The sequence below is a fragment of the Marinobacter sediminum genome, assembly GCF_016820575.1.
GTDB classification, from domain to species: domain Bacteria; phylum Pseudomonadota; class Gammaproteobacteria; order Pseudomonadales; family Oleiphilaceae; genus Marinobacter; species Marinobacter sediminum.
Genome location: NZ_JAEMQH010000001.1, coordinates 657,434 through 678,098, shown reverse-complemented (window position 1 = coordinate 678,098; position 20,665 = coordinate 657,434). Strand labels below are relative to the sequence as shown.

16 protein-coding genes and 1 riboswitch are annotated in these 20,665 nt (G+C 57.7%); of the genes, 2 read left to right on the top strand and 14 right to left on the bottom strand.

Translation table 11 applies throughout. The features are described from left to right. Nucleotides 1-167: 167 nt before the first annotated feature. The 14 genes from FGO67_RS02980 to urtA form a co-directional block, all read right to left on the bottom strand. Nucleotides 168-641, bottom strand: coding sequence for a hypothetical protein (locus tag FGO67_RS02980; RefSeq protein ID WP_203299229.1), 474 nt, complete (start codon nucleotides 639-641; stop codon nucleotides 168-170). 96 nt (nucleotides 642-737) lie between these two features. Then, nucleotides 738-1,133 carry a hypothetical protein gene (locus FGO67_RS02975; RefSeq protein ID WP_203299228.1) on the bottom strand — a complete coding sequence of 132 codons (396 nt, stop codon included), beginning with the start codon at nucleotides 1,131-1,133 and terminating at the stop codon, nucleotides 738-740. A 479-nt stretch (nucleotides 1,134-1,612) separates the two neighbouring features. Further along, nucleotides 1,613-2,566 carry a hypothetical protein gene (locus tag FGO67_RS02970; protein WP_203299227.1) on the bottom strand — a complete coding sequence of 318 codons (954 nt, stop codon included), beginning with the start codon at nucleotides 2,564-2,566 and terminating at the stop codon, nucleotides 1,613-1,615. Between the two features lie 299 nt (nucleotides 2,567-2,865). Further along, nucleotides 2,866-3,930 (bottom strand): ribonucleotide-diphosphate reductase subunit beta, encoded by a 1,065-nt coding sequence (locus tag FGO67_RS02965; RefSeq protein ID WP_203299226.1) that lies wholly within the window; start codon nucleotides 3,928-3,930, stop codon nucleotides 2,866-2,868. 30 nt (nucleotides 3,931-3,960) lie between these two features. Further along, on the bottom strand, nucleotides 3,961-6,744 hold the full coding sequence (locus FGO67_RS02960; RefSeq protein WP_203299225.1) for a ribonucleoside-diphosphate reductase subunit alpha: 2,784 nt from the start codon (nucleotides 6,742-6,744) through the stop codon (nucleotides 3,961-3,963). Nucleotides 6,745-6,920: 176 nt separating this feature from the next. Beyond that, nucleotides 6,921-7,134: riboswitch (cobalamin riboswitch) on the bottom strand. Between the two features lie 83 nt (nucleotides 7,135-7,217). After that, on the bottom strand, nucleotides 7,218-7,571 hold the full coding sequence (locus FGO67_RS02955; protein ID WP_203299224.1) for an FmdB family zinc ribbon protein: 354 nt from the start codon (nucleotides 7,569-7,571) through the stop codon (nucleotides 7,218-7,220). A gap of 5 nt (nucleotides 7,572-7,576) precedes the next feature. Next, a complete protein-coding gene (gene fmdA / locus FGO67_RS02950) occupies nucleotides 7,577-8,809 on the bottom strand; it encodes a formamidase (RefSeq protein ID WP_203299223.1) in 1,233 nt (410 codons plus the stop codon). 104 nt (nucleotides 8,810-8,913) lie between these two features. After that, the gene (locus FGO67_RS02945; RefSeq protein ID WP_203299222.1) at nucleotides 8,914-9,957 is read right to left on the bottom strand and encodes an AAA family ATPase; all 1,044 of its coding nucleotides are present in this window, start codon (nucleotides 9,955-9,957) and stop codon (nucleotides 8,914-8,916) included. Nucleotides 9,958-9,972: 15 nt separating this feature from the next. Next, nucleotides 9,973-11,019 carry an aliphatic amidase gene (locus tag FGO67_RS02940; RefSeq protein ID WP_203299221.1) on the bottom strand — a complete coding sequence of 349 codons (1,047 nt, stop codon included), beginning with the start codon at nucleotides 11,017-11,019 and terminating at the stop codon, nucleotides 9,973-9,975. Nucleotides 11,020-11,033: 14 nt separating this feature from the next. Further along, a complete protein-coding gene (gene urtE, locus FGO67_RS02935) occupies nucleotides 11,034-11,723 on the bottom strand; it encodes an urea ABC transporter ATP-binding subunit UrtE (RefSeq protein WP_014578803.1) in 690 nt (229 codons plus the stop codon). 2 nt (nucleotides 11,724-11,725) lie between these two features. Beyond that, nucleotides 11,726-12,484: an urea ABC transporter ATP-binding protein UrtD gene (urtD, locus tag FGO67_RS02930; protein ID WP_203299220.1), complete on the bottom strand. Its 759-nt coding sequence runs from the start codon at nucleotides 12,482-12,484 to the stop codon at nucleotides 11,726-11,728. Continuing rightward, entirely contained in the window at nucleotides 12,484-13,692 is a 1,209-nt protein-coding gene (gene urtC, locus FGO67_RS02925; RefSeq protein WP_203299219.1) for an urea ABC transporter permease subunit UrtC, read from the bottom strand. Before urtC ends, urtD begins: the two co-directional genes overlap by 1 nt. Before the next feature lie 9 nt (nucleotides 13,693-13,701). Next, nucleotides 13,702-14,628 (bottom strand): urea ABC transporter permease subunit UrtB, encoded by a 927-nt coding sequence (urtB, locus tag FGO67_RS02920; RefSeq protein WP_014578806.1) that lies wholly within the window; start codon nucleotides 14,626-14,628, stop codon nucleotides 13,702-13,704. A 100-nt stretch (nucleotides 14,629-14,728) separates the two neighbouring features. Further along, nucleotides 14,729-15,910: an urea ABC transporter substrate-binding protein gene (urtA, locus tag FGO67_RS02915; protein WP_420844494.1), complete on the bottom strand. Its 1,182-nt coding sequence runs from the start codon at nucleotides 15,908-15,910 to the stop codon at nucleotides 14,729-14,731. A 401-nt stretch (nucleotides 15,911-16,311) separates the two neighbouring features. Here urtA and FGO67_RS02910 point away from each other — a divergent pair, with 401 nt between their 5' ends. After that, nucleotides 16,312-19,695 carry an ATP-binding protein gene (locus tag FGO67_RS02910; protein WP_203299218.1) on the top strand — a complete coding sequence of 1,128 codons (3,384 nt, stop codon included), beginning with the start codon at nucleotides 16,312-16,314 and terminating at the stop codon, nucleotides 19,693-19,695. Beyond that, entirely contained in the window at nucleotides 19,682-20,587 is a 906-nt protein-coding gene (locus FGO67_RS02905) for a response regulator transcription factor (protein ID WP_203299217.1), read from the top strand. Before FGO67_RS02910 ends, FGO67_RS02905 begins: the two co-directional genes overlap by 14 nt. Nucleotides 20,588-20,665 lie beyond the last annotated feature (78 nt).

The window sequence follows — 20,665 nt, the reverse complement described above, 5'->3', positions numbered from 1 at the left end:
TAAAACCTTGATCTGTAGTGCATAACGCTTGCAGCATGCGCGCCTGCGGAATGGAGCCGAAGGCGCAATGAAGTAGGCGTCGCTGTGCCTGCACTGGTTAGTGGTAGGCTGTAAGTAGGCCTTACCCATGGCACCGATTGCTCCGGCAGCTTAAACGCTAAAAACACCTACCTGCGCTCTTTAACTATCAAAAAAATCATTATTATTGAGTAAATAATCGAAATCTGAATCATCTTGTCGGTCAGGGCTGAATACGTCCGCTCCGCAGCTTCCTCAAACTCATCGATACCATATATTTCTTCTTCTCTGAACCTGAGCGCGGCTATTCTTCTGCCCTCTGTTAAACGTACCTGAACTTCATCAAAATAATCCACTTGGTACCAAAACGTTCTCGCATTCGAATTGGGAAGAGCGATAGGGTAATCAGTGCCATCACTATCAATATAGAAAGAACCTTGCGGCGTCCTTCTTTTTCCATCTACAACCATTGTCTGCCAGTTTGAATATTCACCCCAATCTTCTGAGCCAGACCTGATAAACATCAAAAGCAGCATCAACACTATAAAAACAAATGAAAAAAGAGGCTTCAGTGAGTTCGAAGCCTTTTGGGTTGCTTTTTTTGACAGAACATAGCGGCTCATCCAGAGCTCCTGTAAAACCCCGATCACTAACGCGAAGCGCAGCGGCGGCCCGTCAGGGACGTCCGGCGGCCAAAGGCCGCGTACTGACGCGAATTGTTAAAAGTAGTGACCAAGAGCCGCCCCCAGCGTGAATACCGCAGCGATAAACAGGTAATGTCGAGTGGAAGCGTTGCTGACAAGCCACTTAAACGACATTTGCGAGTGCTCGTTGCTGACATGCTTAATTTTCCGGTGTTTCGAATGATTCAGCGCAACTGCCAACTCAACGCAAAGTGTAACGGCGATAACTAAGGCAAGGCCCAGCGTGACAGCAGCTATAGTTGGAAGCCGGGAGGCCTCCGTAAGATCGCCCAAAACAAAGTCATGTTTTTGCACTAAGAATGCGAAAAGGGACGGAGGCGCGGTGATCAAAGCCACCAGCAACACAGCGCTCCGGCGGGTGGGAATGAAGCGATCCATTCCTTTCACCTGTTCATCGCCGAAATCTCTCATGAGCGCATGTTTCTCCTTTTAACGCCTGCATAAACGGCGGCTAAAAGCCGTCCGGTGGAGGGCCATCGGCCCGGAACGTATTTAATGCATTGGTTAGAAGCCGGTCACCCGGTGGTCTCCGATCAACTCCACAACTTCCATGCGTACTCCAAAGAAGCCCCGCACCTGCTCGCGGTCCGGCACCGATACACACCACCAACCTACCCCGCTTACTCCAAACTTTCGGCGAACAGCCCCACAACCTGGGCACGCTGCCGATAACCCGAAAGAAGCCAATACTGGCTTCCAGATTGGACGGCGAGTTTGCTGGCCTTGGCCATGACGCGAAACCAGAAATTATCACCTAATTTTCCGCCAAGGCCCGTGCACCCAACCACCAAAAAATTACCGGAGCCTTGGCTTATAACGCCGCTCAGCACGCGCGTCTACGAAATGAAGGCGAAGCCGCAATGTAGTAGACGTCGCCGTGACTGGCCTTGTTAAAACAGCCTCTGTTGGCCACGACTCTCAGCCTCGACCACCTCTTCCTCTGTCAATTTTAAATGCTCAACCTTCAAGAGCCGGTTTGATATAGCCGGTTGAAAATACTCGTAAAATTTCTCCAGCCTCCAAGTCTGATGCTGATCCTCTTCATCGCCCTCAAACTCAACGATCAGCAATATAAGCTCTGCAGAAATTCCTTTGGCTTTCCTGTAAAGGAATATTTTGTTGAGCATTACATATAATCTCTCCTGGAACATCGGAGAAAATGAAGATTTAGGGCGAACTTCGATGAACCTTTCAAGGTTGGCGCCTTTGATATAGCCGTCAAAATTTATCCTTCGGCTCATGATCGGATCAATCTCATCAAAAGCTTGTGAGAAAACAGCTCCTTTAATTACTTCTGAATCTGGGACTGACAGACTTTCTGCATACTTTTCAATCGCCAGATCCTCCGAAACTTTCCAGCGCTTGTGCCTAGCCTGATTCTGCTCCCTCCTGCGGGCTTGCTCAGCAACATAATTAACAACTTGCTGATTTTCCTCTTGCTCCTTTTGATCCTCGTCGGGCTCAGAGTCTTTCGCCTTAACCACGCCCAGCAGCTTAAGCCACTCATCGGATGGGGCATTGTAGGTATTGTTAACTTGAGACTGTTGAACATTTGAAACAATTTTAAAGAGTTCATGCCTTAACTCTTTATTCTCTTCTTTTACTCTGGTGTTCTCGGACTGCTTCTTCTCGACTTCCCGGCTAAGGCTCAGCACCTTCCCAAGACTCAAGTTATTAAAAGACTCTGACAGCACCAGAATAGCGATCAAAAAAAGAACAGTTAGAATGCCGCCTGAGATCTCATACGGGGGCTCAGAGAACGAAAAGCTAACGAATACCATTGCTGCTAGTGCAACAGCAAAGAGTACGATGAGAGTCCTAACAAAATTGTTCGGCTCGTTCACTGATACCTCTTCCTTCTCGTTTTAACAGCTAATTCAACGACAAATGACGTATATCCCCGCCGCGCCTATTCCCCAGCAGGTTTTCATCTCTTCCTATCTTAAATATATAAAAATCAATGCATTGCAGCATAGCTCACAATGCGGGGAAGTGGAAATAAGCGTCACTTGCCGCTTATTTCCAAGATAGGCGTGACGTCTATTCCTAATAAATCAGTAAAAAATTCGCATAATTTCAGTAGGTTAATGATTCAGGCCCGGAGTTTTGCGTCATTTGTCGCTGAACTCCGGGCCTTCGGCATTTACCACTCCAACTGAGCCCCAGTCTGATACTCAATCACCCGGGTCTCGAAGAAGTTCTTCTCCTTGCGCATGGTGGCCTGCTCGTCCAGCCAGGGCGAGACATTCCTCGCGCCCGGGAAGGGCTCGTCCAGGCCGACTGTGCGGGCGCGACGGTTGGCCACGAAGCGGAACTGCTCGCTGTGGTACTCCGCGGAGTAGCCGAGGATGGGGTCGCGCAGGATGTACTTGGCGTAGGCGCTTTCGGCGGCCTCCGATTCGTCCCACATCTCGCGTACGGCTTTCGGGTCGAAGGTGATGTTCTCCTCCTCCACGATCTGGTTCACCACCTTCAGGCCGAAGGAGAAGTGCATGGCCTCGTCCCGCAAGATGTACTGCAGCTGCTCGCCGGTGCCGCGCATCAGGCCGCGGCGCTGGAGGGCGAAGATCGGGCTGAAGCCGTTGTAGAACCAGGTGCCCTCGAACACCGCCGCAAAGAACAGGTAGGACATGATGAATTCCTGCAGGTCGTCGCGGTTACGCAAGTTCATGTCCGGGCGCATGGCGGCGTCCAGCCGGCGGTTGGCAATCTGGATCTTGCCGTTGATCGCCGGCACCACCCGGTAGCGGTTGTAGATCTCGCTCTGATCCAGGTTCAGGGTTTCGATGCAGTGCTGATAGGCCCAGGTGTGCATGGCCTCCTCATACACCTGCCGGGCCTGGTAGATTTGCAGCTCCGGCGCGCTCATCTTCTCCATCACCGCCAGGCCGATGTTGCGCATGGCCAGGATGTCGGAGGTGGTGAGGTAGGCCAGCACGTTCTCGTACACGTGCTTCTCCGGGGCGGTCAGCCGGTGGTGGTAGTCGTGAACGTCTTGCGCCATGTTCACGTCCAGCGGCGTCCAGTGGTTCTTGTTGGCGTTCATGAAGTACTCCCAGGCCCAGGGGTACTTGAACGGCGCCAACTGGTTAACGTCGGTGTCGCCGTTGATCACGCGCTTGTCGTCCACGTTCACCGGCGCCGGGCCGGTGCGGTCACCGGCGCTGGCTGTGGCCTGGGTTTTGGGTTCGTCGTCCCAGTCGAGCATGATGTTGCCTCCTGAAAAATAAGTAAGTGGTTACTGACAGGCTTCGCAGTCTGGGTCGTCGATGCTGCATACCTGAGGCTGGGGCGCCATCTCTGGCGCCGGTGCGGCGGCTGATGCGGTCTTTTCTGCCCCGGTAGCCCCGAGCGAACGCAGGTAATAGGTGGTTTTCAGGCCCCGTTCCCAGGCCAGCTGATACAGGGCATCCAGCTTCTTGCCGCTGGGCTCGGCCATGTACAGGTTCAGGCTCTGGGCCTGGTCCAGCCATTTCTGCCGGCGGGCGGCGGCTTCCACCAACCAGCGGGCGTCGATCTCGAAGGCGGTGGCGTAGCGGGCCTTGAGTTCGGTAGGAATACGGTCAATCTGCTGCACCGAGCCGTCGAAGTATTTCAGGTCGTTGACCATCACGTTGTCCCACAGGCCTTCGGCCTTCAGGTCCCGCACCAGCGCGGGATTCACCACGGTGAACTCGCCGGACAGGTTCGATTTCACGAACAGGTTCTGGTACGCCGGCTCGATGGACTGCGACACGCCCACGATGTTGGAGATGGTGGCCGTGGGCGCGATCGCCATCACGTTGCTGTTGCGCATGCCGTGCTGTGCAATCAGCTCGCGAATCGGGGCCCAGTCCAGGCGAGCCTCGGTGTTCACCGAGAAGTCCCCTTCCCGTCGTGCCTCTTTCAGCAAGCTGATGGAATCGATGGGCAGAATGCCCTGGTGCCACAGGGAGCCGTCGTAGCTGTCGTAGGCACCGCGCTCGCCGGCCAGGGTGGCGGAGGCGCGAATGGCGAAATAGCTGAGCTGTTCCATAGCCAGGTCCGCGAACTCCACCGCCTCGGCGCTGGCGTACGGCAGGCCGAGCTGGTACAGGGCGTCCTGGAAGCCCATCAGGCCCAGGCCGACCGGGCGGTGCTGGAGGTTGGAATTGCGGGCCTGAGGCACAGCATAGAAGTTGATGTCGATAACATTGTCGAGCATGCGTACGGCGGTGTTAACGGTGCGCTCCAGGCGCTGAACGTCCAGCTCGCCATTGGCGATGTGAGCGGCCAGGTTCACCGAACCCAGGTTGCACACCGCGATCTCGTCGGCATTGGTGTTCAGGGTGATTTCGGTGCACAGGTTGGAGCTGTGCACCACGCCCCGATGTTGCTGGGGCGAGCGCAGGTTGCACGGGTCTTTGAAGGTGATCCAGGGGTGGCCGGTCTCGAACAGCACGGTCAGCATCTTGCGCCACAGCTGCTTGGCGGGGATCTTCTTGAACAGGGCGATCTTGCCCTGCTCCGCCAGCGCCTCATAGTGCTCGTAGCGGCTGCGGAACTCGTTGCCGTACAGGTCGTGCAGATCGGGCACGTCGCTGGGTGAGAACAGGGTCCAGTCCCGGTCTTCGCGCATGCGTTCGATCAGCAGGTCCGGCACCCAGTTCGCGGTGTTCATGTCGTGGGTGCGGCGGCGCTCGTCACCGGTGTTCTTGCGCAGTTCCAGGAACTCTTCGATATCCAGGTGCCAGCTTTCCAGATAGGCGCACACCGCGCCCTTGCGCTTGCCGCCCTGGTTCACTGCCACCGCGGTGTCGTTCACCACTTTCAGAAACGGCACCACACCCTGGCTCTGGCCATTGGTACCCTTGATGTGCGCGCCCAATGAGCGGACCGGGGTCCAATCGTTGCCCAGACCGCCGGCCCATTTCGAGAGCATGGCGTTGTCGCGGATGGCGCCGTAGATGTCTTCCAGGTCGTCGCCCACGGTGGTCAGGTAGCAGGACGACAACTGGGAATGGCGGGTACCGCTGTTGAACAGGGTTGGCGTGGAGGCCATGTAATCGAAGCTGGACAGCAGCTCATAGAATTCGATGGCGCGGGTGTTGGGGTCGTCCTCGCGCAGGGCCAGGCCCATGGCCACGCGCATGAAGAACACCTGAGGCAGTTCCAGGCGGGCCTTGTTCCAGTGCAGGAAGTAGCGGTCGTACAGGGTCTGCAAGCCGAGGAAGCCGAACTGGCGGTCGCGCTCCGGCTTCAGGGCCGCGCCCAGGCGTTCCAGGTCAAAGGCGGCCAGGGCTTCGTCCAGCAGTTCGTAGCGGATACCGGCGTGAATGAAAGCACTCAGAGCCTGTGGATAAATCTCCGCCAACGGCACTTCTGTGGATAAATCCAGCGCCGAAACGGTTTGCAGCCGCAGTTGCTCCAGCAACAAGCGAGCGGTGACGGCGCTGTAGTCTGGCTCCCGTTCAATTCGGCTGCGGGCGGTCATCACCAGGGCCGAGAGCACGTCTGCCTCGGCAATGCCGTCGTACAGGTTGGACAGGGCATCCTCTACCAACGTGTCGCCATCGATGCCTTCCAGACCAGCGGCCGCCTGCTCCACCTGCAGTTTCATCAGGCCCAGGTCCAGGGGTGCGGTCTCGCCACTCGCTTTCTTCACGGTCAGGTGTGGATGGGCTTCTACCGGCGCATGAAGGGCGCGTTCGCGGGCGTGTTCTTCCCGGTACAGAACATAAGCCCGGGCCACCCGCTGCTCTTCGGCGCGCATCAGCGCCAGTTCCACCTGGTCCTGGATGTCTTCGATATGGACCTTGCCACCGGCTTTCAGGCGCCGGCCAATGGCGTGCACCACCTGTTCGGTAACCCGGTGCACGGCGTCGTTGATACGGGCGGAACCGGCGGCCTTGTCGCCCTCCACGGCGAGGAACGCTTTGGTTACCGCAACACTGATCTTGGACGGATTGAAGCCAACGAGGGTGCCGTTGCGTTTAATAACCTGAAGGGATTCGGTGTTGGCCGGGGCCGTGGGCTGGGGTTCGGCCAGAGCTGAGGTGGACATGCTGTGTTCTCCTGAATACGCGTTGAATTCCATAACCTTCGCGTACGCAGGACGGAGCGGGGGGCGCTCGCCAAGACCTGGCGGAACGTCCCTGTCCGTTTGCTGCTCACCTTAATCGGGCCGTATGCAGGCGCCTGAGTCGCGAAGGTGCAGTCGCGCTGTTCTCCAATGTGGTGGACAACAGCACCTCCCTGGCAGGTCTTCGGACTCAGGAGCAGGAATCGTTTGATTCGGCCTCGCGTGGCGACTTCCCGGCTTGCACCAGTGTCTTTATGCCACGCTCGTTCTCCAATACCGCTGCGCGTCAGTTCCGGATTCTCACCGGATTCCCGATACCACGATGCTCAAAAAATCAACATATGGTATTTGACCAAGGATTCGAACACTATATACACGATATTGCGATGGGACAAGGCGAGGCTCAAAAAAGGCCCCCTAAGGGGCCAAACACGTGACTGACTCGGCACTGAACATCAGTGGCTGATCATCCAAGGCCGCATGGAGGGGAACATTTTCTTGCCATCGGCGGTGTAGAACAGCATCGACTTGCCGGGTTTGGGCGAGCCACAGCCACAGCTGCGGCTGTGCTCCTGATCGTTCGCCCGTCGGTCGACGGTGGAAAACACCGGTTCATGCCGGGATTTTTCGTTCCTTTCCTGAGCCGCCTTTTTTGCCGGGTCCATGGCCGCAATGTGTGGTGGCAGCACAATCACCCGTGGCGACAGGGTCTGACAGGTCGGACACTGGGCCGGCTTGGCGGCGTCGTCCATGGTGGCCAGGGTATTGAACAGGCCGTGCTCCCGGCACTTGTAGTCATACACAGGCATGGCGCTTACTCCTTATCTTTCGACAGAGGTACGTCCATACCCCCGCTGACCATCTTCTGCGGTCCGTCGGCGGACGGGTTGATATCGAAGTCGAAGATGCCCGTTGGCAACCAAAGGGTGGCGCAGGCATTAGGGATATCCACCACACCGCTGATGTGCCCTTCCACCGGCGCACAACCCAGAATCGCGTAGGCCTGAGCCTTGGTGTAGCCGAACTTGGTCATGTACTCGATGGCGTTCAGACACGCCTGGCGATAGGCCACGTGAACGTCCAGGTAATGCTGGCCGCCATCCTCATCCACCGAGATGCCTTCGAAGATCACGTAGTCGTCATAACGAGGTTTGATTGGGCTGGGCTTGAACACCGGGTTCTTGATGCCGTATTTCCTGACACCATCCTTGATCAGGTTGACCCGCAGATGGATCCAGCCGGCCATCTCAATGGCGCCACAGAAGGTGATTTCACCGTCGCCCTGACTGAAGTGAAGGTCACCGACCGACAGACCGGCACCGTCCACGTACACTGGGAAATAGACCTTTGAGCCCCGGGACAAGTCTTTGATGTCGCAGTTACCACCGTGCTCACGGGGTGGCACGGTTCGGGCTGCTTCGGCGCCGGCGGCTTTGGCGGCTTCACCGCGCATCTGCCCCATGTGGGCGGTCTCGCCGTTAGGCAGGGTGGCCAATTCCGGCACCCGCTCCGGATCGGTCGCGACCAACCCGGCTTCACGGGTGTTCCAGGTCTCCAGCAGGTCCTTGGAGGGCAGGCAACCGATCAGACCCGGATGAATCAGACCGGCAAATTCTACATTGGGGATGTGGCGGGATTTGGTGAACATGCCATTAAAGTCCCAAATGGACTTCTGCGCATCCGGGAAGTGCTCAGTCAGAAACCCGCCACCGTTCTGCTTGGAAAAGAAGCCGTTAAAACCCCACTGGCTTTCTTCAAAAGTGCCGATGTCCAGAATGTCCACTTCCAGCAGGTCACCCGGCTCCGCGCCTTCCACACCAATTGGGCCGGACAGGAAATGCACCTGGCTGAGATCCACATCGCGCACATCGTCGGCGTTGTCATCGTTCTTGATCTGGCCGCCGGTCCAGTCATAGCACTCGACGATGAAATCGTCGCCGGGCTTAACGGTGGCCACCAGAGGGATGTCTGGGTGCCAGCGGTTGTGAATTTTGTCGTTCTCGTAGGCCGACTTGTTCAGATCGATCTTGATAATGGTTTCAGCCATATCGGAGGCTCCTTGGTATTATTGGCGGATACGTTGAAGTAACAACTTCACTATCCGAAATCCGGCCCCGGGGAGGTATTCGCGAAATGCCCCCGGTGCCTACGTTATTCGACGTATTGGTGTACCGTAACTTCTCTGTTTTCGAGACTGGCCTCGAACCGGAGGGCGTCCGGATTCGCCAGCAGCGCCCTGGCGACCGCCGGCTCCAAGCGCTGGCGAAAGGCTCTCAGCATTTCCCTCGCGCCGTAGCGGGCGTCGTAACCACGGCACAGCTCCGCCCGCACATCGAGCGACAACGACAGCTTCGCGTGTTTTCGTGACAACCGGCGATTGAGCCCCGCCAACTCAATGTCCAGCAGGGCCTCCAGCCAGTTGTTGGTAAGCCGTTTGAAGGTAAGGATCTGATCGATTCGGTTGAGGAATTCCGGGTCGAAATGCCGGCGCAGGGCGGTATCGCGAATGGCCTCGCCCTTGCCCGGAGACAACCCGAGCCAGCGCCGCCAGCCTTGCCGGAAACACTGTTCGTGCGCCTCCGCCTCCAAAGCACCGGCGTTGCTGGTCATAAAGATCAGGGTGTTGCGGAAGTCGATCTCCCGGTTGCCGGAGGGGAACACCAGCCGGCCAGTGTCCAACACGTTCAGAAGCGTGCGCACCACCTCCTTGCTGGCTTTCTCGATTTCGTCGAACAGCACAATACCGGGTTTGCTGAACGACCCCTGAACCTTGTCCAGATCGAACAGGCTGTGACCTTCCTTGCTGCCGACATAGCCCGGCGGTGCGCCGGTGAGCGCGGCGGCGTAGTGTTCCTGAACCAGTGTGTTCATATCAATGCGGCACAGGCCATCCCGGTTACCATGAATGGCCTCGGCGATCAGGCGTACGGTTTCGGTTTTGCCCACACCGGTAGGACCAAGGAACAGGTAAACCGCCAGCGGCCGGTGGTCCTCGCCGATGTCGGCTTTCACTCGCACCAGCATGGATTCCATGGCGGCCAGGGCATCATCCTGGCCCACGATGTTATTCCGCAGACGGGCCATTACGGCCTCGGGCTCGAAGCGGAACCGGGAAACACGAACCGGGCCTGAGGCGGCCCGGTCCTGTTCAATGGACTCCCGATTGGCTTCCAGCCGTTCGTTGATAAACGGCATCAGTGCCTCCCGGGCTTAAGCCCCTGCTGTTTTTTCTTTCCCGTCGAACGGCAGCTCCCCCACCGGGCACTCGGCGGTGCCCACGGTTTTGCGAGTCATGGCTTCGACGTTTTCCTGGGCCTTCTGGGCATCCATCACCCAGGTGCGATAGAACTCGAACGGGCAATCCGCCACGCCCTTGTCACCATCTCCCGAGTCGTGCATGCCGGTGTAACCTCGGTGCAGCAGCTTGAACAGATGATTCTGGGACTGGTCGTTCTGGCGGGCATCGCGAATCTGGCTGACCGACAGCTGTGCGTATTGGATACCCATGTCTTCCTCGCCGCATTCCCCCAGTGTACGGCCGTCAAAACCGATGATGGCGGAATGGCCAAAGTAGGAGTAAACGCCGTCAAAACCAGCAGCGTTCGCCACCGCCACGTAACAGTTGTTGGCCCAGGCCATGCTCTTGGACATCATCACCTGCTGTTCTTTGGCCGGATACATATAGCCCTGGCAGCGCACAATCAATTCGGCGCCCTTCATGGCGCAGTCCCGCCAGATTTCCGGGTAGTTGCCGTCGTCACAGATGATCAGGCTGATCTTCATGCCCTTGGGGCCTTCGGTCACATAGGTGGTGTCACCGGGATACCAGCCTTCAATGGGGCACCAGGGGATGCATTTGCGGTACTTCTGTACAATCTCGCCTTCGTTGTTGATCAAAATCAAGGTGTTATAAGGAGCCTTGTGGGGGTGCTCCTCATGACGCTCGCCGGTCAGGGAGAAAATACCCCAAGTATTGGCCTCGCGACAGGCAGCGGAGAAGATGGCGGTTTCGTCACCGGGAATGGTGGCGGCGGTTGCCATCATCTCGTCATTGTCGTACATGATGCCCATGGTGCTGTATTCCGGGAACACCACTAGGTCCATGCCCGGCAGCCCCACCTTCATACCCTTGATCATGTCGGCTATCTTGCGGGCGTTGTCCAACACCTCGGCCTTGGTGTGCAGCCGAGGCATCTTGTAATTCACCACCGCCACACCAACGGTATCGCTACTACTGGAAATATCACCGTGTCTCATTGCTCTTCTCCTCGTTAAACCGCCAGATAGCTCGCAATCTTGTCCTGATCCGCTTCTTCCCGGCTCTCTTCGTGCACAATCGCGCCCTTTTCAATCACCAGGATCCGGTCTGCCGCATCCATCACGAAGCTCAATACCTGCTCCGACACCACAATCGACAGGCCCCGCTCATCGCGGATGCGCCGAAGGGTCTGCGCGATCTCCTTGATAATGTTGGGCTGGATACCTTCCGTGGGTTCGTCCAGCAGCAGCACTTTGGGCCGGGTGGCCAGCGCCCGGGCAATAGCCAGCTGCTGTTGCTGGCCGCCGGAGAGGTTGCCACCACGCCGGTTCTGCATTTCCTTCAGTACCGGGAACATCTCGTAAAGGTCCTCGGGTACCTTCTTCTCGCCCACGGCGGCCAGGCCGGTCTCGATATTCTCCCGTACCGTCAGGGTCGGAAAGATCATCCGCCCCTGCGGCACGAAACCGATTCCGGCGCGCACACGCTGGAAGCTCTTCAGGCCGGAAAGGTCGTTACCATCCAGACTGACCTCACCGCCTCGCGTGGGCGTCATGCCCACCAGGGATTTCATCAGCGTGGTCTTGCCCATGCCGTTACGCCCCACCACGGCGACGATTTCGTTCTTTGCCACGTCGAGGTTGAGGTCGTCGATGATGGTGCTTTGGCCGTAGGCCACCGAATGATGTTTGATGCTCAGCATGATCAGTGCCCCAGATAGACTTCGATGACTTTCGGGTCCGACTTCACGTGCTCGATTGACCCCTCGGAAAGAACTTTGCCCTGATGCATGACCGTGACCCGATCAGCGATATCGCCGACAAACTGCATGTCGTGCTCGATCACCAGCACCGTATGGTCCCTGGTAATCACCCTCAGCAGCTCGGCGGTTTTCTTGCGCTCGGTAACGGACATCCCGGCCACCGGCTCATCCAGCATCAGAAGGTCCGGTTTCTGGATCAGCAGCATGCCGATCTCCAGCCACTGCTTCTGGCCATGGCTCAACGAAGCAGCCGGCTCATTCAGGGCCTCGGTCAGGAAGATGGTTTCAGCCACTTCCTCTACAGCCTGGATGACCTCCGCGTCGCGCTTGAATCCCAGGGCGCCCATCACGCTGTGTCCCTTTGGGTAGGACACTTCAAGGTTTTCGAAGACGGTCAGGTCCTCGAACACTGACGGGGTCTGGAACTTCCGGCCCACACCCGAGTGAACAATCTGGTGCTCCTTGAGCTTGGTCAGCTCCTTACCGTCAAACTTGATGGAGCCGGAGGTGGCCTTGGTCTTGCCGCAGATCAGGTCCAGAACCGTGGTTTTACCGGCACCGTTGGGGCCGATGATGACCCGGATTTCCTTGGGATCGAGGTAGAAGGACAGATCATCCACGGCCTTGAAACCATCGAATGACACGGTCAGGCCTTCGACCGCCAGCAGGAAATCCCCACTTTTGCTTTTGGCTGCATTCATCACGATTTCTCCGGGCTGTAGGAATCGATCATCGGATCGTAATCAGGAGTCTTCTCAGCGGTCGGCTTTGGCTCTGCGGCTTTTTCCGCGGGCTTGGCCTCCAGCTTTGCACCCTTGTTGCGCTTGAAGATCTTGTCTTCCAGGGGCATGACGTAGGTCTGGTAAAGGCCGGCCAGACCGTTCGGGAAGGCCAGTACGACACCGATAAACAACGCACCCATGGCAAACGGCCAGAGTTCCGGGAAGGATTCTGAGAAGCCACTCTTGGCGGCGTTCACCAGCAAGGCACCGTAGACCGCGCCGAGGATGGACAACCGGCCACCCAAAGCACAGAAAATGACCATCTCGATGGAAGCGACGATGCCGATGAACGACGGCGACATGAAGCCGACGATCAGGGTGAACAAGGCACCACCGACGCCGGCAAAGGCCGCTGCCAGGCAGAACACGAAGATCTTGAAGGCGGCAACGTCATAGCCAGAAAAACGCACTCGGTTTTCCTGGGCGTTCATGGCCACCAGGATGCGGCCCAGCTTCCGGTTCTGGACAAGGCGCGCCACAAACAGGCAGAGGAACAGCATGCCAACACAGACAAAGTACAGGATGGTCCGGGCTTCATCGGTGCGGATGTCCCAGCCGTTCAGGGTCTGCAGATCGGTAATGCCGTTCACACCGCCGGTATAGCCCTGCTGTCCGATAATCAGAATCGTCAGGATTGCGGCGATGGCCTGGGTGATGATGGCGAAGTACACGCCCCCCACGCGCCGGGTAAACATGGCGAAGCCGATAACGAACGCTAGCAGAACCGGCACACCGATCACCGCCAGCAAGGTAAAGGAGAAGCTGTGGAACGGTTCCCAGAACCAGGGCAGCTCGGTGAGCTGGTTCCAGTCCATGAAATCCGGGATGCCGGGGGTGGACTGAATGGCGGTGGCCTCCGGAGTGGAGGCCTCCAGCTTCAGGAACATGGCCATGCAGTAGCCGCCAAGGCCAAAGAACACACCCTGGCCCAGGCTGAGAATGCCGGCCTTACCCCAGCACATAACCAGGCCAATGGCGACAAAGGCGTAGGTCAGGTACTTGCCCACCATGTTCAGGCGGAATGGGTCCAGCGCCAGTGGCAAAAGCACCACCAGCAACACGGCCAGTGCGACGTAATACAGTCCCTCGCGGGTGGCAAACCATTTCAATGGGGATGAACTGTTCATGACAATCTCCTAGCGACGGACCTTGAGGGCCATGAGTCCTTCTGGACGCAGCATCAGGATGCCGACGACGACCAGCAGGGTAAGCACCTTGGCCATGGAACCACTGAGGAAGAACTCCATGGTGGACTGGGCCTGGGATATACCGAAGGCGGACACAATGGTGCCGATCAGGCTCTGGGCTCCGCCAAACACCACCACCAGGAAGGTATCGACGATATATGCCTGACCAGAGGACGGACCGGTGGAACCGATCATGGTGAAGGCAGCACCAGCGACGCCGGCGATGCCACACCCGAGGGCAAAGGTGGCTCGGTCGATACCGGCACTGTTGATGCCGACAGCTTCAGCCATGGGTCGATTCTGAACCACCGCCCGCACTTTCTTGCCATAGCCGGATCGGTACATCAGGAAATACACGCCCACGGCAATGGACAGCGCGATGATCATGACGAACAAGCCGTTGATGGGCAGCTCCACCAGGTCAGTCACCTGGATCGCCCCCATCATCCACTCGGGCAGATCCACACCCACTTCCCGGGCGCCAAAGATGGATCGGTAAGCCTGCTGCATGATCAGGCTCAGACCCCAGGTGGCCAGGAGGGTATCCAGTGGTCGGTGATAGAGTCGCCGTATCATGAGCCATTCAACGAATGCCCCCAGGGCAGCACAAATCAGGAAAGCCAGAACCATGGCGACGAAGAAGTAACCGCCGAACAGGCTCGGCAGATAGGACTGGAAAAAACCGGAGGTCAGGTAGGTTGTGTAGGCGCCGAGGATCATGAACTCCCCGTGGGCCATATTGATCACCCCCATCTGACCAAAGATGATGGCCAGGCCCAATGCCATCAGTACGAACACTGAAAACAGGGAGAGCCCGGCAAACCCCTGCATGGCAAATATCGACATCAATTCACTGCTGGTGTAGCCATCAAACATGACCCTTACTCCCCTTTAGACCAACTTACCCTTCAAACCCTTAATCTCGTGTTGCAGAGGCAACGGATGCTGGCGCCCGGGGGGCGCCAGCAGTCCGGGCTTATTGGTACCCTTCGGGGAACGGGTCCGGTTCCATCAGTTCTTCGGTCTCGTAGACAACCTTGTACTGGCCGTCAGGTTGAGCTTGACCGATGCGGGTCTTGGACCACAGGTGATGGTTTTCGTGGATGCGCACGTAACCTTCTGGCGCTTTGGTGAACTCGATGCCTGCGAACTCTTCGCGGATCTTGTCGATATCGAAGGAGCCGGCTTTCTCAACCGCTGCTTTCCACAACCATGGGCCGAGGTATGCCGCCTGGGTGACGTCGCCGATAACCATGTCATCGCCGTAAGCGTCCTTGAACGCCGCCACGAATTCCTGGTTGTTGTCGTTGTCCAAACTCTGGAAGTACTTCATGGAGGCGTAGATACCGTCTACGTTCTCACCACCGATACCGCGGATTTCGTCCTCGGTGACGGAGATGGTCAGCAGTAGTGGCTTCTCGTCAGTGAAATCGATACCGGCCGCTTTCATCTGCTTGTAGAAGGCCACGTTGGAGCCACCTACGACCGAAGCAAAGATGACGTCGGGCTTCTTCAACTTGATCTTGTTGATAACCGAGTTGAACTGGGTGTGGCCCAGTGGGTAGTACTCCTCCCCGGAGACCTTGAGGCCGAGCTTGTCCTCAATGTGCTTACGGGCGATTTTGTTGGAGGTGCGCGGCCAGATGTAGTCCGATCCGAGCAGATAGAAGCTTTTCGCGCCCTTCGTTTCGGCCGCCCAGTTAAGACTGGCAAGGATTTGCTGAGTCGCTTCCTGGCCGGTGTAAACTACGTTTGGCGACTGCTCAAGCCCCTCGTAGAAGGTCGGGTAGTAGAGCATGCCGTTGTACTGCTCCATGACCGGCAGTACTGCTTTTCGGGAGGCCGAGGTCCAGGCACCGAAAATGGCTGCCACATTGTCCTGACGCAGCAACTTACGGGATTTCTCAGCAAACGTCGGCCAGTCACTGGCGCCGTCTTCCTGAACAAACTTGATCTGGCGACCCAAAACCCCGCCAGAGGCGTTGATCTGATCGATGGCCAGCTTCTCCGCCTGCACCGAGCCGATCTCACTGATGGCCATAGTGCCGGTAATAGAATGCAGGATGCCGACCGTGACGCTGTCATCCGTCACCGCCAGGCCGGTGGTGTTGACCTCAGCCGTACTCGGCATGGCCGCTTGAGCGGAAGTTGCCAGCATGACGGACGCTGCCAGTGTCATCAGGCTCTTTCTAAACCCCAGTCCCTTGCTTAAGGACCGCCCGCTGGCGGTTGTCTCTGTCGTACCCATGGTGATTCCTCGCAGTGTTTGAAAGCCGGTACCGCGCTTCCTTGCGAAAGCACAGCGCCCACGTCAAACATTCTGCTCGCCCCCACCAAAGGTGCCCATTCGCCAATCACCCCAGCGCACTACGTCATTTGACGCATTCCTGTCCCCGGCCACAAAAGCTAAAACGCGGGTACACGATTTGAAGGTGACCGCTTTTACTGGCGCACCGGGCTATGGCACGGAACTTGATGCTGCTTTCAAGTCCGGTACACCGAACCACAAAACCGCACCAAAATTGGGCACTCTTCCCAAGTCACACAGGCAGAGCATCGATGGCCGCACGACAGAACATTTTCCGGGTTCGGCGTAGTTACAATCAGTGGGTCGCCAACCAGACGCTCGAAGACTATGCCCTGAGGTTTACCGCCAAGAGCGCCCGTCGCTGGTCCGCCGCGCGGGTGAGCAACACCGCTCTGGGGGCAATCTCATTTCTGGCCATGGAAGCCATTGGCGGATCAATCACCCTACATTACGGCTTTGATAATGCGGTGGCCGCCATTCTGATGGTCAGTCTGGTGATCTTCCTGACCGCGATACCGATCAGCTTCTACGCCGCCCGCTACGGCGTAGATATTGATCTGTTAACCCGGGGCGCGGGCTTTGGCTACATCGGCTCCACCATTACCTCGCTGATATATGCCTCGTTCACTTTCATCTTCTTCGCCATTGAGGCGGCGATTATGGCCATGGCCCTGGAGATGCTGTTCGATATTCCCCTGGTGCTCGGCTACCTAATCTGCGCCGTGGTGATCATCCCGCTGGTTACCCACGGCATTACCACCATCAGCCGGTTCCAGGTCTGGACGCAGCCGGTGTGGATCCTGCTGCAGCTAGCCCCCTTTGTGTTCATCATCTATGCCGATGCCTCCTCCATTAGTGACTGGACTCAATTTGAAGGTCTGGGTGTGAACACCGGACAGGGCCTCAATGTGGTGATGTTTGGTGCCGCCGCGGCGGTGGTGTTCTCGCTTATTGCCCAAATTGGCGAGCAGGTGGATTTTCTGCGCTTCATTCCGGAACCCCAGAACCGGGCGGAACAACGCCGGTGGTGGCTGGCAGTTATGTCCGGCGGACCCGGCTGGATTGTGATTGGCATGCTGAAAATACTGGCCGGCTCCTTCCTGGCGGTGCTGGCCCTGAATCAGGGTATTTCGGCCTCAGAGGCGGCAGATCCGACCCAAATGTACTTGGTAGCGTTCAGCTACATCACCCACTCCCCGGAAATATCTCTGGCGATGGCCGGCATTTTTGTCATCCTGTGCCAGCTCAAGATCAACGTAACCAACGCCTACGCCGGCTCTATCGCATGGTCCAACTTTTTCTCCCGCTTGACCCACAGCCACCCCGGGCGTGTGGTCTGGCTGTTCTTCAACGTGGCGATCGCCTTGCTGGTGATGGAACTCGGTGTCTACCGGGCGCTGGAGGAAACGCTCGGCTTTTACGGTATTATCGCCATCGCCTGGGTCGGTGCCCTGGTGGCCGACCTGGTGATCAACAAGCCACTCGGACTGAGCCCTCGGCACATAGAGTTCAAACGGGCCCATCTTTACGACATTAACCCGGTGGGTGTCGGTGCCATGCTGGCCGCCTCGGTGGTAGGCATCGTGTGCCACACAGGCACGCTGGGCGACTACGCCCAGGCACTGTCCCACTTTATTGCCCTGGGCGTGGCATTGATAGCGGCGCCCTTGATTGCCTGGAAGACCGGCGGTCGGTTCTACACTGCCCGGCCTTTCGTGCCCCTGGCCACGGACCATCAACTGGTCCAGTGCACCATCTGCGAGCACAAATTCGAGCCGGAGGACGTCACCACCTGCCCGGCCTACGACGGCACCATCTGTTCCCTGTGCTGCTCCCTCGACGCCCGGTGCGGCGACGCCTGCAAACCCGGCGCCGGTTATCAGGAACAACTGCAGCAGTTTCTCGGCAAGCTGATTCCGCAAACCATACTGAGCCGTCTGCACTCCCGGCTTGGCCACTTCCTGACGCTGCTGGTTCTGATCAACGGCTTGTCCGGCCTGCTTTTGTCCCTGATCCATTACAAGACCCCCGTCGCCTCGGCGCCCGAAGCACTGCTGCTGTCGGTCACCTTGTGGAAGGTTTTCTTTATCCTCCTGATTGTCACCGGGGTAATCTGCTGGCTGTTTGTGCTGGCCCATGAAAGTCGCGTAGTCGCGGAGGAAGAGTCCGGACGTCAGACCCGGCTGTTAATGGAGGAAATCGTTGCGCACGAAAGGACCGATCAGGCACTGCAACAGGCCAAGGAGCAGGCAGAAGCGGCCAATGGTGCGAAAAGTCGCTATCTGACCGGAATTAGCCACGAACTGCGATCACCGCTCAATGCCATTCTCGGTTATGCCCAGCTCATGGAAAACGATGACTCGATACCCAACCACCGTAAAGAGGCCCTGGGAGTTATTCGCCGCAGCAGCGAATACTTGGCCGATCTGATTGAAGGGCTGCTGGATATCTCCAAGATTGAAGCCGGCCGACTGGATCTGCACCGTGATCAGGTGCGCATCGAACTGTTGATGGAACAGCTGGTGACCATGTTCCGACTGCAAGCCGAGGAGAAAGGGCTGGCCTTTGATTACCATTGCCCGAATCCGCTTCCGGAAATGGTGACCACCGACGAGAAGCGCCTGCGCCAGATCCTGATCAATTTGCTCTCCAATGCCATCAAATACACCGACCGGGGCGGAGTTTCCCTGACCCTGCGTTACCGCAGCCAGGTGGCGGAATTCACAGTACGGGATTCCGGCGAGGGCATTGCCGAAGAAAACATCGACCGAATCTTCCGGCCCTTCGAGCGGATTAGTCTGCCTGGACAGAGTCGCATCGGGACGGGTCTGGGCCTGACCATCACCCGTCTGCTTACCGAAATCATGGGCGGTGACATCAGCGTGGAAAGCGAACCCGGCAAGGGCAGCACCTTCAAGGTCAGCCTCATGCTATCGAGTCTTCACAGTTCCAGCCCGCGTTCGATTTCCGCGCCAGCCCGCCGGATCTACGGCTATCACGGCCGCCGTCAAAAGGTGCTGCTGGTGGACGACGACATATCCCATCGCCAGGTGGTCCGCGCCATGCTGTCGCCACTAGGGTTCGAAATCACCGACATAGACAATGCCCTGGAGGTGGAGGCAACAGTACAGACCGAACGACCGGACCTGGTGCTGCTGGATGTTTCGATGCCCGGGCGAACCGGATGGGAGGTGCTTCAGAGACTGCGCGCCGACAAACAAGCAATGCCGGTGGTGATGGTGTCTGCCGACGCCAACGAAGGTCACTATGGCGCCGATTCGCCGCGCCTGCATGATGATTACATCATCAAGCCGGTGCGCCTGAACCTGCTGCTGGACACCATCGCTCGGGTACTGGACCTCGAATGGCGGTTCGAGAAGAGCGCCGAACCGCTGGCGGCCATCCCAATGCCGGCAACCGGCGATCTGCCGCTGCCGGACGTGGTGCATCGACGGTCGCTGGCCGACCTCGCCCGCATCGGCCACCGCAAAGGACTGCTGGAGGAACTGCACGATCTAAAGCACCAAGGCGAGGCGATGGAGCGCTTTACCGAAGAACTGACCCAACTCACCAACGATTTTCAGTTTGAAAAAATTCTTGAATTACTTGAGGTAGCCGAACATGAAGCTCCATGATGATCAGAAAACCATTGTGATGGTCGTGGATGACGCAGTCGACTCAATTCGAATGATAAACGACGCTTTGGAAGAGGCCGGCATGACGGTCCTGGTGGCCCTTGAAGGCAACCAGGCACTGACCATCAGCCGCAACATCACCCCGGACGTGGTGCTTATGGATGCGCTCATGCCGCACATGGATGGCTTCGAAACCTGCCGCCGACTGAAGGAAAATCCGGCCTTTGCCGACATCCCCATCATTTTCATGACCGGGCTAAGCGACACCGAGCATGTGGTCATGGGGCTGAGCGCGGGTGGCGTCGACTACGTCAACAAGCCGATTAACACCACAGAATTGCTGGCGCGAATGGACGTGCACCTGACCAATGCCCGGATGACGAGGAGTGCCCGCTGCGCTCTTGATACAGCCGGACAGAATCTGTTTGCCGTGGATCGAGAAGGCCATCTTCTGTGGGCTACTCCGCAGGTAAGTCGGTGTCTGCCGGACAACAATCACCCGGAATTTCTCGAAGTGAAAGCACAAATCGAGGAATGGCTCGGCCATAACCTTGAGCCCGGACACAGCATGCCCCTGAGGATCATGGATACGCCGCGATCGGTGGAATACCTGGCCCTGGTGGACGGCCGCGAATACCTGCTGCGGCTGAAGACACCCCAGAACCAGAACAGTGCCGCGGCGGCGCTCAGGGAGCGTTTCCAACTGACCCTGCGGGAATCGGACGTGCTATTGTGGATTGCCAATGGCAAAACCAATCGGGAAATCGGGCAGATTCTGGATATGAGTCCGCGCACGGTGAACAAGCATCTGGAGCAAGTGTTCCGGAAGCTGGGCGTGGAAAACCGGACAGCGGCCGCCGCCGGCGCTATCCGTCTGCTGGCCACGCAATAATCATCGTCAGGCACTTTTCAGCGCATAGACTGTCACCCCCGTAATCCCACACGATTCCTGCAAAGGAGGCATTTGTGC